This is a genomic window from Gracilibacillus halophilus YIM-C55.5, assembly GCF_000359605.1.
Lineage (GTDB): Bacteria > Bacillota > Bacilli > Bacillales > Amphibacillaceae > Gracilibacillus > Gracilibacillus halophilus.
Genome location: NZ_APML01000068.1, coordinates 1 through 15,036, shown reverse-complemented (window position 1 = coordinate 15,036; position 15,036 = coordinate 1). Strand labels below are relative to the sequence as shown.

Annotated in this window: 18 protein-coding genes and 1 pseudogene; 3 read left to right on the top strand and 16 right to left on the bottom strand. The window is 38.8% G+C overall.

Going from position 1 to position 15,036, the window contains the following annotated elements:
- Positions 1-129: 129 nt before the first annotated feature.
- The 4 genes from thrB to J416_RS12830 form a co-directional block, all read right to left on the bottom strand.
- Positions 130-1,020: a homoserine kinase gene (thrB, locus tag J416_RS12845; protein ID WP_003473224.1), complete on the bottom strand. Its 891-nt coding sequence runs from the start codon at positions 1,018-1,020 to the stop codon at positions 130-132.
- A complete protein-coding gene (thrC, locus tag J416_RS12840) occupies positions 1,017-2,078 on the bottom strand; it encodes a threonine synthase (RefSeq protein WP_003473223.1) in 1,062 nt (353 codons plus the stop codon). Before thrC ends, thrB begins: the two co-directional genes overlap by 4 nt.
- Position 2,079: 1 nt before the next feature.
- Complete coding sequence (locus J416_RS12835; protein WP_003473219.1) at positions 2,080-3,372, bottom strand: homoserine dehydrogenase; 1,293 nt, start codon at positions 3,370-3,372, stop codon at positions 2,080-2,082.
- A gap of 205 nt (positions 3,373-3,577) precedes the next feature.
- Positions 3,578-4,543: a protein kinase family protein gene (locus J416_RS12830; protein WP_003473215.1), complete on the bottom strand. Its 966-nt coding sequence runs from the start codon at positions 4,541-4,543 to the stop codon at positions 3,578-3,580.
- Positions 4,544-4,649: 106 nt separating this feature from the next.
- On the opposite strand from J416_RS12830, the gene J416_RS12825 reads away from it, so the two are divergent.
- Positions 4,650-5,165: a phosphatidylglycerophosphatase A family protein gene (locus J416_RS12825; RefSeq protein WP_003473214.1), complete on the top strand. Its 516-nt coding sequence runs from the start codon at positions 4,650-4,652 to the stop codon at positions 5,163-5,165.
- Between the two features lies 1 nt (position 5,166).
- Here J416_RS12825 and J416_RS12820 read toward each other — a convergent pair whose 3' ends face one another.
- The 8 genes and pseudogenes from J416_RS12820 to J416_RS12785 all read right to left on the bottom strand — a co-directional run bounded on the left by J416_RS12820 (position 5,167) and on the right by J416_RS12785 (position 10,685).
- Positions 5,167-5,547: a YbaN family protein gene (locus tag J416_RS12820; RefSeq protein WP_003473210.1), complete on the bottom strand. Its 381-nt coding sequence runs from the start codon at positions 5,545-5,547 to the stop codon at positions 5,167-5,169.
- Positions 5,544-6,143 carry a molybdenum cofactor guanylyltransferase gene (locus J416_RS12815; RefSeq protein ID WP_003473209.1) on the bottom strand — a complete coding sequence of 200 codons (600 nt, stop codon included), beginning with the start codon at positions 6,141-6,143 and terminating at the stop codon, positions 5,544-5,546. The genes J416_RS12820 and J416_RS12815 overlap by 4 nt, the downstream gene beginning before the upstream one ends.
- A gap of 5 nt (positions 6,144-6,148) precedes the next feature.
- Entirely contained in the window at positions 6,149-6,382 is a 234-nt protein-coding gene (gene moaD / locus J416_RS12810; RefSeq protein ID WP_003473208.1) for a molybdopterin converting factor subunit 1, read from the bottom strand.
- Complete coding sequence (locus J416_RS12805; RefSeq protein WP_003473207.1) at positions 6,379-6,852, bottom strand: molybdenum cofactor biosynthesis protein MoaE; 474 nt, start codon at positions 6,850-6,852, stop codon at positions 6,379-6,381. Before J416_RS12805 ends, moaD begins: the two co-directional genes overlap by 4 nt.
- 13 nt (positions 6,853-6,865) lie before the next feature.
- The gene (locus J416_RS12800; protein ID WP_003473205.1) at positions 6,866-8,116 is read right to left on the bottom strand and encodes a molybdopterin molybdotransferase MoeA; all 1,251 of its coding nucleotides are present in this window, start codon (positions 8,114-8,116) and stop codon (positions 6,866-6,868) included.
- A gap of 11 nt (positions 8,117-8,127) precedes the next feature.
- Positions 8,128-9,140, bottom strand: a pseudogene (locus J416_RS12795) (ThiF family adenylyltransferase).
- A gap of 6 nt (positions 9,141-9,146) precedes the next feature.
- Complete coding sequence (gene moaA / locus J416_RS12790) at positions 9,147-10,151, bottom strand: GTP 3',8-cyclase MoaA (RefSeq protein ID WP_040513614.1); 1,005 nt, start codon at positions 10,149-10,151, stop codon at positions 9,147-9,149.
- A gap of 96 nt (positions 10,152-10,247) precedes the next feature.
- Positions 10,248-10,685 carry a DUF86 domain-containing protein gene (locus J416_RS12785; protein ID WP_003473199.1) on the bottom strand — a complete coding sequence of 146 codons (438 nt, stop codon included), beginning with the start codon at positions 10,683-10,685 and terminating at the stop codon, positions 10,248-10,250.
- Between the two features lie 127 nt (positions 10,686-10,812).
- On the opposite strand from J416_RS12785, the gene J416_RS12780 reads away from it, so the two are divergent.
- Positions 10,813-11,112, top strand: a complete 300-nt coding sequence (locus tag J416_RS12780; protein WP_003473198.1) for an SAV0927 family protein — start codon at positions 10,813-10,815, stop codon at positions 11,110-11,112.
- Positions 11,113-11,233: 121 nt separating this feature from the next.
- Here J416_RS12780 and J416_RS12775 read toward each other — a convergent pair whose 3' ends face one another.
- Complete coding sequence (locus tag J416_RS12775; protein WP_003473194.1) at positions 11,234-11,509, bottom strand: YutD family protein; 276 nt, start codon at positions 11,507-11,509, stop codon at positions 11,234-11,236.
- Positions 11,510-11,641: 132 nt separating this feature from the next.
- On the opposite strand from J416_RS12775, the gene J416_RS12770 reads away from it, so the two are divergent.
- Positions 11,642-12,592 carry a M23 family metallopeptidase gene (locus J416_RS12770; protein ID WP_003473193.1) on the top strand — a complete coding sequence of 317 codons (951 nt, stop codon included), beginning with the start codon at positions 11,642-11,644 and terminating at the stop codon, positions 12,590-12,592.
- A 36-nt stretch (positions 12,593-12,628) separates the two neighbouring features.
- Here the strand turns inward: J416_RS12770 and J416_RS15505 are convergent, their stop codons facing one another.
- From J416_RS15505 to yunB, 3 genes are all read right to left on the bottom strand, one after another.
- Positions 12,629-12,733: a methionine/alanine import family NSS transporter small subunit gene (locus J416_RS15505; RefSeq protein WP_083875598.1), complete on the bottom strand. Its 105-nt coding sequence runs from the start codon at positions 12,731-12,733 to the stop codon at positions 12,629-12,631.
- A gap of 23 nt (positions 12,734-12,756) precedes the next feature.
- A complete protein-coding gene (locus J416_RS12765; RefSeq protein WP_003473192.1) occupies positions 12,757-14,241 on the bottom strand; it encodes a sodium-dependent transporter in 1,485 nt (494 codons plus the stop codon).
- Positions 14,242-14,365: 124 nt separating this feature from the next.
- Positions 14,366-15,036 (bottom strand): sporulation protein YunB (yunB, locus tag J416_RS12760; protein WP_040513610.1); only part of this gene is annotated, 671 nt, incomplete at its 5' end.

Genomic DNA, 15,036 nt, shown 5'->3' with positions numbered 1-15,036 from the left:
TCTGTCTTCATCGCATCTATAAAAGTACTTTTCCTACATCGTTACATTTTCGCCAAACATTTCATGCAACAAAAAAATCGTGGCACACATCGGATTTGATGTTCCCACGATTTTTTATCGCTCGCTTCTTTATGCTTTTTGAATAACTGAACCATGGTTTTCTACATTTAAAGGTAACCACTGATAGTCAGGAAATTCTGACCGCCATTGTTTCACAACTTCATCAGCTTTCTCATGATCGACGATAGCTATCATCGTCGGCCCCGCTCCACTGAGAAAAACGCCATGAGCATCGTGCAATAAACGTGCACGCAACTCATCAAATTTCGGAATAAGTGATTGTCGATACGGTTGATGAAACCGATCTTTGTTCATCATCTCCCCTAATACATGCCAATCACCTAAACAAATCGAAGCAACCGTGACGTTCGCAATACTGCTTGCTTGCACACTCTCTTTAAAATGAAATTGTGTAGGTAATACAGAACGAGAATCTTCCGTTTTTAACTCAAAATTTGGGATCATCGCTACAAATGTCACACCATGAATCGGTACTTGTGTATATGTTACCTTGCCATCGTAGTGACCAATGACACACCCGCCTAATATAGAAGGCGCTACATTATCTGGATGACCTTCAATTTCTGTGGCAATTTGCACTTTTTCGTCCTTTGATAAGTTCAAATGTAAGACAGTATCAGCTAGCTCAATCCCAGCAATAATAGCTGTTGCGCTGCTACCAAGTCCTCTAGCTAAAGGAATATCACTTTTCATTTCTACATAGCAAGGTTCCAACTTATCCTCCATTTGATAAGTGACTGCTACTTTTTCAGCAATTTGATACACAAGATTATCCGTACCCGTCGGAATTCCAGCTAAACACTCCGACTTGGCGGCAAATTCCCATTCCTCCGATGGTTTTACCGTTAACTCCAAATATAAATCAAGAGCCAGTCCAATGGAGTCAAAACCAGCTCCTAAGTTGGATGTGCTGGAAGGGACTTTTATTTGCCAACTCATGCCTTGACACTACCCATAATTTCATTTGTTACGAGCTCTTCGTCATTTTCAAGGACAGTCGGTTTAACAACACTGTAATCGATAGCCGTATTCGGATCTTTTAAGCCATTTCCAGTTAATACAGTGACTACTGTTGAGCCTTTTTCCACTTTCCCTTGATCAATTGCTTTCATTAAACCAGCAACTGAAGCACAAGAAGCAGGTTCTGCAAAAATTCCTTCATTTGCAGCAATCAATTGATAAGCTTCGATCATTTCTTCATCTGTCACTTCATCAATCGCACCATTTGATTCTTCAGTAGCTTTTAAGGCATGTTCCCAACTGGCAGGATTACCAATACGAATCGCTGTACCAACAGTTTCTGGATTTTCAAACACACGATTATGCACAATCGCTGCCGCACCACTTGCTTCAAAACCTCTCATTTCTGGAAGGCCGGTGCCTTTTTCCTCGTGATACTCTTTAAAACCTTTCCAATACGCTGTAATATTACCAGCATTGCCTACAGGTATAAATAAATGTTCAGGTGCTTTGCCTAACGCATCACAAACTTCATACGCAGCCGTCTTCTGTCCTTCGACACGGTACGGATTGACTGAGTTAACGAGTGCTACTTCTCCAGTTTCTGCTAATTTACGGACAATTTTCAATGCATCATCAAAATTCCCTTTTATAGAATAGATTTCAGCGCCATACATGACCGCTTGCGCTAGTTTACCTTGCGCGATTTTTCCTTCTGGGATGACGACAATACACTTTAAGCCAGCGCGAGCAGCAAAAGCGGCAGCAGAAGCAGAAGTGTTACCTGTTGAGGCACAAATAACAGCTTTTGCTCCTTCTTCTACTGCTTTCGCCATCGCCATAACCATCCCACGGTCTTTAAATGAGCCAGTAGGATTTAATCCTTCAAACTTGGCATAAGCGTTTATACCATACTTTTCTGATAACTTTTCCAGCTTAAGTAAAGGCGTATTTCCTTCTTGTAAACTTAGTGTAGGTGTGCTTTCATTCATTGGTAAATACGATTGATATTCTTCTAATAGTCCTTTCCAGGCCATGTTAATCCTCCCCATCCACACGATAATAACTAATAATTCGATTCACTACATCTAATTTTTTTAAATTTTTGCGACTAGTTTCAAGTTGTTCTTTACTGATCTTATGAGTGACCATAACAATTTCAGCTGTTTTTTCTCTGTCGGATGGCAACTGTAGAATTTTTGCAAAGCTAATATCTTCGTCAGTAAACACGTTCGTGATTTTTTGGAATGTACCTGCTGCATCATCTACTTCCATCCGAATAAAGTATTGCATATATTTTTCGTTATCTTCTTTTAATTGTTTTTCAAATTGTGGTGTTACATAGCCCGTTCCTGATATACCTAGACGGCTATTTTTTACAGCTTCCATTAAATCAGATACAACCGCTGTCGCTGTCGGCATACTTCCTGCCCCTGGGCCATAAAACATCGTTTCACCAACGGCTTCTCCGTGAACATATACGGCATTATATTCGTTTTTCACAAGAGCTAGTGGGTGATCCTTTGGCAGTAACGTCGGTTCAACACTAACTTCTGCTTTGCCATGATGAATTGATGCAATCCCTATCAATTTAATAGTATACCCTAAACTTGTTGCAAATGTAATATCTTCTTGTGAAATGTTACGAATTCCGGTGACCTCTACATCATCTAAATCAATTTCCATTTTAAAACTTAAATTCGCAAGCAATGTCATTTTTCTCGCAGCGTCAAGCCCATCCACATCTGAAGTCGGATCTGCTTCAGCAAAACCTAATGCTTGCGCTTCTTTAAGGACAGGTTCATATGCTAATTCTTCATCCGTCATTTTGGTGAGGATATAGTTCGTTGTGCCATTTACGATCCCCATAATTTTCTGAATCCGGTCTGATGCCAATCCATCCGTTAATGAACGAATAATTGGAATCCCACCTGCAACACTCGCATCATAGAAAATGTCACAATCATTTTCCTTTGCTAAACGTAATAGTTTCTGTCCATGTACGGCCATCAAATCTTTATTGGCTGTGACGATATGTTTTTTATTTTGGATCGCCCGTTCAAGTAATAAATTGGTATCTTCAATGCCACCCATGACTTCAATAATAATATCAATTTCTGGGTGATCCACCAATTCACTAGGCTCACTTGTTAACCATTCTCTTTCAATAGCAACGTCTCTTTCCTTTTCTAGATTATGAACAAGGATTTTCTTAATGTTAATCTCGCTTCCCACTTTATATTTTATTTCATCCGCATGGTCTTTTAACAGCTTCACAACACCTGTTCCGACTGTTCCTAAACCACACAGTCCTACATTCACTTGACTCATTCAGATCGCCTCCCCTTGTTTACATTACGTGTACATTTGTTTACATATAGTGGACATTATACAGATGTATGTAAAGATAATCAAGATCCATTCGCCTAAAAATTACGAAAAGCTAATAAGCACCCCTGTTTTGTTACGAAACAAAAAAATATGCATCCCATGTGATGAACACGAGCCTGCATCTATTTTATCATATCTTAAGCTATCATTGAGAATCAAGCCAATCTAATGTGATAAGATTCATTTGTTGGCGATCAATGCCCATTTCGTGAAAAAAATAGCTTAAATGCTTCTCATAATGTTGTTGGGCATCAAATAATCGTTGCAAGTCCTCTTCGGTCGTCTGATTCGCTTTTTCCAATGCATCAAATATGTGAACCGGAAAAATTAACCGAGCGTATAACAATTTCCAACCAAAGTACGATAACGGTTGCTTCGTCATATAATCTTGTATGTTCGTTACACATTCAGCTTGCTGCAATCCATTTTCTTGTTGCATCCATGGTCGAATCCATTCCGCTACATCACGTACAGGATGATCAAAAACGACCTCATCACTCCATATGAAATCTGATTGGGTTTGTCCACGGAACCGTCCAAATGTCATTGTCGGCTGATCTGATGAATCAAAACGCGTTTCTTGTTCGGTTACACGTAAATATTGAATCGCATTTTCCGCTAATCCAATGACATAAGGAAAACGATCAATGAATTGCCTCTGATACGACGAAACCGGTCGTTGTTTATATAATGACTGATAATGCGCTTCAAATCGATCAAGTTTATGCACCCATAAATCCCGCCACTTCCCGTAACTGCTAATGGTTGAAGGTTCATAGGGATAGGATCTCCCATTTTGGTGAAAATAGGCTAATTGAGTTCCGAGTGATGAACGAATTTCGGATTTCCTCGCAAATCCGAGCATATATTTTTCTTTCCCAATGGTAGTAATCAGTTGTTGATGCACGTTATATAATGGCTGAACAATATGATACCAGCCAAGTTCCTGATACATACGAGCCACAGTATAAAGTTCGTAAGCTGTTGATTCATCTAAACCAGTGGGTATCACAAAAAAATAATCTCTTCCATCTGTATACGTAATGTAACGATACCCGTCTTCTTGTTTATTTGGTATTGAAATCGGGTAATGTAAAAATAATGGATGCATCTATGGATCCCCCTTATGATCAAGCATGAAGGTTATTCATTTGATTTGTTATACTATATATATGAGAAAGCAATCTTGATAATGAACAGTAAAGGATGTGAACGTAATGAATGAAGAACGTAAGCAAACAGAACTCGAAAAGAAAGCAAGAAACTGGTTAGTCGAACGAGGCGTACAAATTGAAGATATCGCTGAACTTGTCTATTATTTGCAAAGTAAATATCAAGAAAATCTTACCCTTGAGGAATGTTTTGAGAATGTAGATAGTGTATTAAAAAAGCGCGAGGTTCAAAACGCGATTATTACAGGGATTCAATTAGATGTATTTGCTGAGAAGAATCAATTGGATCAACCGTTACAAGAAATTATAGAAACTGACGAAAGTTTATATGGAATTGACGAAGTGATTGCCTTATCGATCGTCAACGTATACGGTTCGATTGGCTTTACCAACTATGGTTATATCGATAAACAAAAACCAGGAATATTAGAGAAGTTAAATGACAAATCATCGAATGACTGTCATACATTTCTAGATGATATAGTTGGGGCAATTGCAGCAGCTGCTTCATCACGACTCGCCCACCGAGCTGCAAATGATGAAGCAATAGATGATGAATAACTTAATTTTCTTTTTCTTGTTTTGGTTTTAATAAGGGCGAGGTCATAATAAATATACTGACACCAAGTGCTACGAGTACCATGAATAGTTTTACTGCTAATAATGGAATCACGGTTAGGGTGAAGAGAACACTACTCCATACAATTATCGTCGCAAACACCTTCACCCTCACTGGCACCCCATTTCCTTTCTGATAATCCACCAAATAATGGCCAAAGTATTTATTCGTCATCAACCATTGATGCAAGCGTGGCGATGATTTGCCATAACAAAAACCCGCTAACAAGACAAGTGGTGTCGTCGGTAGTAACGGGAGAAAAATGCCGATAAATCCAATGATTAAGCTAATTGATCCTCCTATCATCCATAATATTCGTTTCATTCCAATCCCCTTTTGTATTCATCAAGCGTCATTTGATCGTACGCTTCTTTCGTATTAATATTATGAAAATAGCGATCCATCGTTTGATCCATCATAACATAATCGACAGAAATTTTTCTCACAAGTGCTTGCATTGAATATTGCTCACGGGTCAGTTGCTCACGTATCACTGCATGAACACTTCTATGAAAGAGGCCAATTAAAGGTTGGAGCTTACCATTCACGATAGGAATGCGCGCATCATATGAATCGAGTGGCTGAAGGCAAAGTTGATGCAACACGCTACCTTCGAGTTGTGGTGTATCAATTGGCATGGTTACGAAACAATCCTGATTCGAAGCGTTCATTGCAGAGAATATCCCTGCCAGTGGACCCTTTCCTTTCAGTGATGGTTCGTCTACCATTAAATGAACGTTGGATAAGCCGTCTTCAATATACGGCAAGTGTTCTTGTAACGTAACAAAATATATTTGATCAACGAAGGGTTGCATTCGGTCAATAGCCCATTGGTAAAAAGGCTTTCCTTGATATGGTAAAAACGTCTTCGGATAACCAAATCGTCTAGACTGCCCTCCTGCAAGAATAATACCATCCACTGATTTCATCCTCCACTTACCGGCGGAATCACCGCAACGGTATCACCAGGCTTTATTTCATCTATATCCAACGCATATTCTTCATTAATAGCGATCATACATTCATTGACTTGATATAATTGATAAGCGTTGATTAATTGATTTTTTAATTGATTGACAGTCAATACGTCTTCGTTAATGGTTAAAGTAGCTGTTCTTGCTTCTTCCTGCAACTGTGCAAATAACAATACTGTGATCATAAGCCCCCTCCCTCTATTTCTGGCTTTCCATTTGGATAGGCTTTTTGTTCTAACTGGTCACCTAACCAAGCCTCTCCGTCATCCCAATGTTCTTTTTTCCAAATGGGGACGATTTGCTTGATACGTTCAATGGCGTATTCATTCGCTTGATATGCGGCCTTTCGATGCGGGGAGGAAACAGCAATCACAACGGCAATATCAGAAATTTCTAAGGCGCCCACGCGGTGTGTAATGGCTACATGAGTACCAGGCCATTTCTCTTGAATTTCTCCGCCAATTTGTGCAAGCATTTTCTCTGCCATGGACGTATAGGCTTGATAAGCTAAATAAATCGTCCGTTTCCCATTCGTATACTCCCGTACGGTCCCTATAAAAGTCGTAATCGCTCCCATTTCTCTTCCCTTGACTTTGTTAATTACTGTTTCCGTTTCAATCGGTGACTCTACAATTTGAAAAAGCTCTTGCCCCATCATTGATTCTCCTTTATGATATCATTTCACTATCCAACATGAAGATATCCACTACGTCTCCTTTTTGATATCCTTGTGTACCACCAGGTAAATAAATCAAACAATTGGCAGCCGATAAACTATGGACCATATTCGACTTATCTTTACCAGCTGGTTCAACCATATAACGTGTATCATTTACTTTGACAAACCCACGAACAAAACGGTCAAATGGATTTGCTTTAGGAAAATCAACAGCTAAACGTGCCTTAGATTTTGGGAGACCGAATTGATGTTTTTGCAAAAACTGATCAATCACTGGCCTGAGATATAATTCAAAACCGACATAACAAGCAGACGGGTTTCCAGACAATCCAAATATTAATGTGTCATTAGCATGAGCAACGGTTGTCACACTGCCAGGCCGCATGGCAATTTTATTAAAAAGAACATCAGCTTGAATGGCTTCAAGGATATCAGGAAGTAAATCAAAGTCACCAACCGAAACGCCTCCAGTCGTAATGAAAAAATCAACTTGATTCATTGCTTCTCTGATACGTTCGACACTCGAATCGACTTGATCACTTAACTGACCAAAATAGATCGGAAGACCACCTGCGCGTTTTACCTGTGCGATAAGTGTATAAGCATTACTGTTACGGATTTTGCCTGGTTCAAGTGGTTGATCCACTTCCAATAATTCGTTTCCTGTCGCAATGATTCCTACGATTGGTTGCTTAACAACAGGAACTTGTGCATAACCAAAAGTCGCTAATAATGCAATCATTCCTGGGTGTAAACGGGTACCTCTTTCTAGCAATACGTCTCCTTTTGCGATATCTTCTCCTTGAAACGATATGTTTTGTTCAGAGTGAAGCGTTCGTTTTATATCAACATAGGTTTGAGTCGATTCGTGTACTTCTGTATCCTCTAACATAATGACCGCATCTGCCCCTATTGGCAATTCAGCACCTGTCATAATTCGGACCGCTTGATTTGCTTTTAATTCTTTTTCATATCGGCTACCTGCCCCAATGTGACCGACCACTTCCAATGTAATAGGCGTTTGTTCAGCGGCACCATTCGTATCACAAGCACGTATGGCATATCCATCATATGGTGACCGATCAAAAGCTGGCACATCATGATCTGCGACAATATCTTTTCCTAGAATACGACGATATGCCTCTTCAATCGGCACATATTCAATGGGGCCTTTTTTTTCATATTTCATCACACGTTGAAGTGCATCAAACACTGGGATCGGTTGTCTTTCCCTCTTCATATCAATGACTCCTAACCAACAATTTGATAATATACCGTTTTTGCCTTTTCAATCGAATTTGTGCCATGTATGAGTGTTCGCCCATCATGGAAAAAGACGAGACGAAATTGTTCTGTTGTCAATGAAAGTAAGAATTCATTTCGCCTCACTTGGCCAAAATGCATCACTCGTTGTTTTAATTGATCAAGTGGGATGCTCGACCGCGGATTTGTACAGTATCTCGTCCACATAGACTTTCAATTTTCGTTGAAGTTGAATTACGTAACGCTGGGAAAGTCGGTTGCTTTCCACAAGTCGGACAATCTGGACGTTTAGCACGTGTGACATTGATCGTTTGATACTGGTTTTTCCATAGATCAAATAATGTGAATGCGGACTGAAGGTTTTCATGATCCTCTGTGATTAATTTTAATGCTTCCGTTACTTGATGAGATACGACCATCTGAATCGCTGGACTGATAATCCCCACTGCGTCACAAGTAGCTCCAAAGGTTGGAGTAATATGAAGCAAACATGATAAACATGGGGTCTGTTTTGGGATCATCGTAAATGTCATCCCAGAGCTACTTACACATGCTCCAAAAATCCATGGTGTATCATGTTTGTGAGCGACATCATTGATTAAAAAACGCGTATCAAAATTGTCCGTAGCATCAATGATGACATTAACTGTATCAATTGATTGTTCTAATTGATATGCGTTTGCTTCCCCGACAATAGATTCAATTTCTACATTCCGATTGATTTTTTCTAATTTTTCTTTGGCTGCTATTGATTTTGGTTGCTGTTCATAGGCATCTTGTTCGGTAAACAAGTGTTGACGCTGCAAATTCGTTTCTTCTACATAATCTCGATCGATCAAGGTAAGTTTGCCAATACCTGCTCGCGTCAACATTTCTGCAACCGAAGACCCAAGCGCACCACAGCCGACAATCAACACATGAGCATTCATCATTTTCTCTTGCCCGTCTACTCCAATTGGTTGAAACAGAGTTTGTCTATGATAACGATCAAATGAATTCATACGTTGTTAACCACCTATATAGGACATTTCGATTTTTGAACTTCTTTTTGCTGTTTCTTCCGTTCGTAGTTCAGAGTACCGATCATCACGTTTTTGCCAGCGATCAATAATCACATCACGTAACTCATCATCCGTAAAACCGGATCGAAGGAAATCTTTCAAGTTCATCCCTTCTCCCGCAAACAAACAGGTAAAGAAATGCCCATCAGCAGCAACCCGTGCTCTTGTACATGAGGAACAAAATGTTTCAGACACTGATGTAATAAAACCTACTTCAGTACTAGAATCACGATAGCGATAACGCTGTGCAACCTCTCCAAAATAAGCTGGCTCCACAGGTATCAGTTCATATTGTTTTGACAGTTGTTGGTACATGTCTTTCTTTGTCATCACGTGTTCAAAGTTCCACCCATTCGTCTGCCCCACATCCATAAACTCAATAAACCGTAATGTAATGCCTAATTCTTTGAAGAAACGAGCCATCGGAAGAATTTGATGATCGTTCAACCCTTTTTTTACGACCATATTTATTTTTATATCAAGTCCTGCTTCGGTTGCTTGATAAATATTTTCGATAATTGGATGTACGGAGAATCCACTATCATTAACACTCATGAATGTTTGATCATCTAAGGCATCCAAGCTAACATTGACTCGCTGTAAGCCAGCTTCTTTTAAATCTGTAGCCATTTTTCCCAATAAAGAAGCATTGGTAGTGAGCGCGATATCTTCTAAACCAGGTATTCTTGCTAATCTAGAAATCAAATCAGGAAGATCTTTGCGCAATAGAGGTTCGCCACCAGTCAGTCGTAATTTTTTAACGCCTAATGCAACAAAAATTTTCGTAATTCGCTCAATTTCATCAAATTGTAGCAACTCATCTTTCGACATAAATGCATAATCTGAACCAAAAACTTCACGCGGCATACAATATCGGCAACGAAAATTACAACGGTCTATGACTGAAATACGTAAATCCTGCAATCTTCGGCCAAATTTATCTGTAATCATTGGGCGTGGCAAATAACCACTCCTTACTTCTTCAGTATCATACGGTCTACTTATAGAATATCGGATATAATGGTTATCGACAAAACTATTGTCAGATTATCTGTCAATGAATGTATTCGCCACACCCGTCTCGTTCGCTAAATATGTTAAAATGTGCTGGCTAAATTGTGAGAACGTCTCACGATAACCATGAATCGTTTGCCACAACTTTTGATGGTCCACATTATGATAGTGGTTGACTAGCATTTTGCGTAATGAAATTAAAGCAATATACCCCTCACGTTCATGTTCTGGTAATACGTGTTCATCAACTAATACATCAATGATATCGATATAACTACCTGGATCTCGCATAATAAAACCATCAATCATCATATTCCCGACATCAAGGACAGATTCAATCATAAGATGAGCAATTCGTTCCAAACTAAGTTTATCAAGTTGCTTTGTTACATCGACCTTATGTGATGTCTCTAACAATTGATCAAAAATTAGTAATGTTTGTTTTAATTGGTTGGTATCCACAAAGTACATGTCGATCCACTCCTCATTTGTTTTGTGACCTATCGTATCATTGTTTCTGTTTTCACGCACCTATTGCACTGAACATAAGGTAACAAATTGGGTATAATCATTTTATAAAAGGTAAAAAAAGGAGAGTATGGTAGCGATGTTTTCAGAAGATTTACCGTATATTATTGATCGATCAGAAGAAGCGAACATTCATTTTGTCAGTTTTAAAGGTAGTATGGATCGTTTTGATTTGGCCATTATTTACTCGCCATCTTTTCAAAATGAAAAAGTCATTTTAGATTTGCACACGAATAAATATGGTACATTGAATCATCAAACAATTGACGAGGAAAATATGGTGGAACATGCCTTTCAATACAATCCAATCGAAGCAGACGAATTCCGAAAATTTATGAAACCTATATTGACCGAAAACAAACAGGCATAAAAAAGTGGGGAAAACCTTCTGTAGCGCTTGATTTAAGTCTCATCGCAAGAATGCTCACAGAGAGGCCCCCACCTCTCACCTTATTGTTCCACTTACGTAAATAGGATCATCCTCTGTCTTTTCACCGGTCAATCTGTTTCACAATAAAATAAGCACAACCAAAATTACAATACTCATATAAATAATCCTCAAGTGTGCTAATTTTTGTATCAAATGTGGCTTTAGGATTTTGATCGTCATAAAAACCTTTGAGTCGTAACTGATCGTATCCCCAATCTCCAACAATAAAGTCATATTTACTTAATATATCTGTATATTTTTCTTTAAAGGATTCCTCATCAAAACCATTACGATATTCATCAACAATTTGATAAACCATTCCTTGCACTTCGACCATGATGTAAAACTCTCCTTCATTTCCAATACTGTCTGTTATTCACATAATGACTCGATCTTTTATGAATGAAAAGCAAAATGACTACAAAATATATAGTTATGTTCCTTACGAAAGAAAGGAGGTAGCATACGATTGAAGCGACGTATCGTTATCCTATTCTTTAGTATATTGCTTTTAAATACTACTATAGCATACGCGAAAGAAGAAGTGGATTCAAATCAATCAAAAATTGAATTTTATAAACAAATGCAAGCTTTAACATTTATTCCTTGGTACTATTTTGCAGCCATTCATCAGTACGAAAAAAATATCCATACAGAAGATAGCGACGATTCATTTGGGATTCAAATTCCTAACCAAAAATGGTATGGCTTGTTACCCAATACGACACCCAGAACACCAGAAGTGATTCAAATGTTTGGTGGCATCGGTCGAGACGGAAATGATGATGGAATCGCTGACCCTAATGACCCAACCGATGTTTTTTACAGTTTTTCACAATATATTAAACAATATGGCTACTCTGAACAGGATATTCGTACCGCTCTCTGGAACTATTATAAACGAGAAATGTCGGTATCCTCAATCACGAAATATGCCAAGTTATTTGAAACGTATGACACAGTAACATTTGACGATCATGCCTTCCCTATTCCTAAAGGGTACAATTACAGTTATAAAAATACGTGGGGCGATGCACGAGGGTTTGGTGGAAGAAGGATTCATGAAGGCACTGATATATTCGCTAACTATGGTACACCGGTACGTTCGACGACATATGGTGTTATTGAATTAAAGGGATGGAATCGTTACGGTGGCTGGCGCATAGGCATACGTGATACTCATAACCGTTACCATTACTATGCGCATCTCAACAGTTTTGCAGAAGGAATAAAAATTGGTGATATCGTGGAAGCCGGACAAACCATCGGATCAGTCGGCTCAACGGGATACGGGCCACCTGGAACTTCCGGGAAATTTCCACCCCATCTACATTATGGCATGTATAAAGACGATGGAAATCGACAATGGTCATTTGATCCCTTCCCTTATTTAACACGTTGGGAAAAAAATAATCCGTAGTGTGTTCAAATTTTACACACTACGGATTTGTTTCTGTTAAGAGTTTTTTGAAGCTTTCACGGCTCTTATAATACTAGCAACTAAACCGCCCCAAATGACAACCATACCTATTACGGCCATAACCACTGCACTTGTAGTCATATTAAAACCTCCTTAAGCGGAAATTAGGCTTCATTGTTTTTCTTTGGCCATTTTTTAATCGTAATGAGTGCTCCAATAAAGATAACCGAAATAGCGACAACCCATCCAAAGTAGAACAAATAATCGATTGGATAGCCTTCATAAGCTTCCTTTAATTCAGTTCTTAAGTTATCTAACATCATATAACCAAGTACGATAGGCGTTAAGAATCCTAAACAAGCACGCCACCACCAAGCAAGTTTGATATCAGATACACTGTTTGCGTGACCTTGCAAGTCTTTGAGTAGACGAGCAAACCAAGCAATAGCAACTACTTCGAATAATCCGGCTAAAGCCACACCATAATTATTGATAAAGTGATCAACCGTATCTAATAAGTTCAAACCGCCTTGGTTCGCATAAAATAGCGATACGATAAACGCTAGTCCGCCACCAACGAGTACAGCTGTTTTTCTTGAGATCGAAAATTTCTCCTGTAAAGCAGAAATATACGTCTCGGAAATCGAAATCATTGATGATAATCCAGCTAAGACAAGGGCTGCAAAGAATAAAAATCCAAAAAATCCTGCGGCTGGCATTTGACTAATGATATCAGGAAATACCATAAATGCTAATGCAACGCCACCACCTGAATAAGCCTCTGACACTGCTTGACCGGTCTGAGAGGCCATAAAACCAATTGTTGCAAAAACACCAATCCCTGCTAATAACTCAAACGATGAATTGGCAAAACCTGTAATAAAGGCGTTGTTTGTGATATCAGATTTCTTTGGTAAATAAGAAGAATAAGTAATCATAATGGCAAATGCAATCGATAAACTAAAGAAAATTTGACCATATGCTGCCACCCAAACTTCACCTTTAAACACTTGAGACCAATCTGGTTGGAAAAAGGCATTCAACCCCTCTAATGCCCCTGGTAAAGTGAGAGCACGAATGACAATAATTATGAAAACAATCATTAAAGTTGGAATAAAAATTCTATTGGCTAACTCAATGCCTCGTTTAATTCCACGACCGAGGAAAATGAATGCAACCATCCAAACAAGAAGCAATGGAATAAATACACTCGGTACCATTGATCCAAAGTTTCCAGGATCAGCTAAATTCAAGTAATCCCCTGTAAAGAAAGCAACACTGTCATCGCCCCATTTAGTTCCAATCGAGAAATAAGCATACATAATTGCCCAGGAAATAATGATTGGATAATATGTGGAAATGACAAATGAAATGAGGACTTGCCACCATCCAATCCATTCCATACCTTTGCTAATTTTCGCAAAGCTTCGCGGCGAAGAACTCCGATATTTATGACCTATTGTATATTCCATCACTAACAAAGGAATTCCTGCTGTTAGTAGGGCAAATAAATACGGTAAAAAGAAGGCACCTCCCCCACTTTCATAAGCGGTTGCGGGAAAACGCCAAATGTTTCCAAGTCCGATGGCTGATCCCATCGCTGCAAGTAAGAAACCAACTCTGGTTCCCCATTGTGAACGCTGTTCCATTTTCATTCTCCTTTCTTCACTTTTTTAGAATAACTATTTATTTAATAGAGTTCTAATCTTTAGAATTATATACGACTTGTGAATATTCTGTCAAATTAAAAAATACATTTGGTATGATTTACATTTATTCTGTTGGCGGTTCAATTGGAATGGATAAATCAGATCCTTCATCATTTCCTTGATTAAAATATTGCGGTACTTCACCTGGATGAAATACTTTCGTCACCGGAATATCTTGAGCGACAGTCGTTGGCTTTGAAGCAAATGGTACAACCACTCGCATTTCAACTTCGATATGTACATTCACTTCAATCATTGCACCATTGATACCTGTTTGGAGTAACTTACTATTCACTTCTGTTCCAACTGCCCCTATAATTTCCATATTCACAGGAACTTTTGGCCCTAAATTAGCCAGTACCGGAACTCCTAATGCTTGGCCTAATGGAACTTCGATTAATAGCCCTTTTTCACGGATATCATCTAATAGGGCTTCCTCTGAAGGTTCTAAATCCATTTCTACTTCTAATGGAACTCCAGCTTCAGGGCGGTCACCTTGTTCCAAGAGTTTTAAAAAGTTTTCCACCCGATATTGTACATTCCGTTGTACACGATTCTCTACAACTGCATTAAACACATAATTTTCTATTTCACCATTCTCATTGACTTCCACATCAATTAAGTCGTCCGTTTCTAGATCGTCAGAAATCTTCTTACTTACTGCAATGGCCATGGCTTGGTTAGCAATTTCTTTCACACGTACTTCAGCATAATTTAATAAAACGGGTTTAATCC

What these genes read in the sequence shown, in the direction of transcription:
- thrB (WP_003473224.1), bottom strand. Translation starts at nt 1,020, where the DNA reads ATGAGTTGGCAAATAAAAGTCCCTTCCAGCACATCCAACTTAGGAGCT.
- thrC (WP_003473223.1), bottom strand. Translation starts at nt 2,078, where the DNA reads ATGGCCTGGAAAGGACTATTAGAAGAATATCAATCGTATTTACCAATG.
- J416_RS12835 (WP_003473219.1), bottom strand. Translation starts at nt 3,372, where the DNA reads ATGAGTCAAGTGAATGTAGGACTGTGTGGTTTAGGAACAGTCGGAACA.
- J416_RS12830 (WP_003473215.1), bottom strand. Translation starts at nt 4,543, where the DNA reads ATGCATCCATTATTTTTACATTACCCGATTTCAATACCAAATAAACAA.
- J416_RS12825 (WP_003473214.1), top strand. Translation starts at nt 4,650, where the DNA reads ATGAATGAAGAACGTAAGCAAACAGAACTCGAAAAGAAAGCAAGAAAC.
- J416_RS12820 (WP_003473210.1), bottom strand. Translation starts at nt 5,547, where the DNA reads ATGAAACGAATATTATGGATGATAGGAGGATCAATTAGCTTAATCATT.
- moaD (WP_003473208.1), bottom strand. Translation starts at nt 6,382, where the DNA reads ATGATCACAGTATTGTTATTTGCACAGTTGCAGGAAGAAGCAAGAACA.
- J416_RS12805 (WP_003473207.1), bottom strand. Translation starts at nt 6,852, where the DNA reads ATGGGGCAAGAGCTTTTTCAAATTGTAGAGTCACCGATTGAAACGGAA.
- J416_RS12800 (WP_003473205.1), bottom strand. Translation starts at nt 8,116, where the DNA reads ATGAAGAGGGAAAGACAACCGATCCCAGTGTTTGATGCACTTCAACGT.
- moaA (WP_040513614.1), bottom strand. Translation starts at nt 10,151, where the DNA reads ATGATTACAGATAAATTTGGCCGAAGATTGCAGGATTTACGTATTTCA.
- J416_RS12785 (WP_003473199.1), bottom strand. Translation starts at nt 10,685, where the DNA reads ATGTACTTTGTGGATACCAACCAATTAAAACAAACATTACTAATTTTT.
- J416_RS12780 (WP_003473198.1), top strand. Translation starts at nt 10,813, where the DNA reads ATGGTAGCGATGTTTTCAGAAGATTTACCGTATATTATTGATCGATCA.
- J416_RS12775 (WP_003473194.1), bottom strand. Translation starts at nt 11,509, where the DNA reads ATGGTCGAAGTGCAAGGAATGGTTTATCAAATTGTTGATGAATATCGT.
- J416_RS15505 (WP_083875598.1), bottom strand. Translation starts at nt 12,733, where the DNA reads ATGACTACAAGTGCAGTGGTTATGGCCGTAATAGGTATGGTTGTCATT.
- J416_RS12765 (WP_003473192.1), bottom strand. Translation starts at nt 14,241, where the DNA reads ATGGAACAGCGTTCACAATGGGGAACCAGAGTTGGTTTCTTACTTGCA.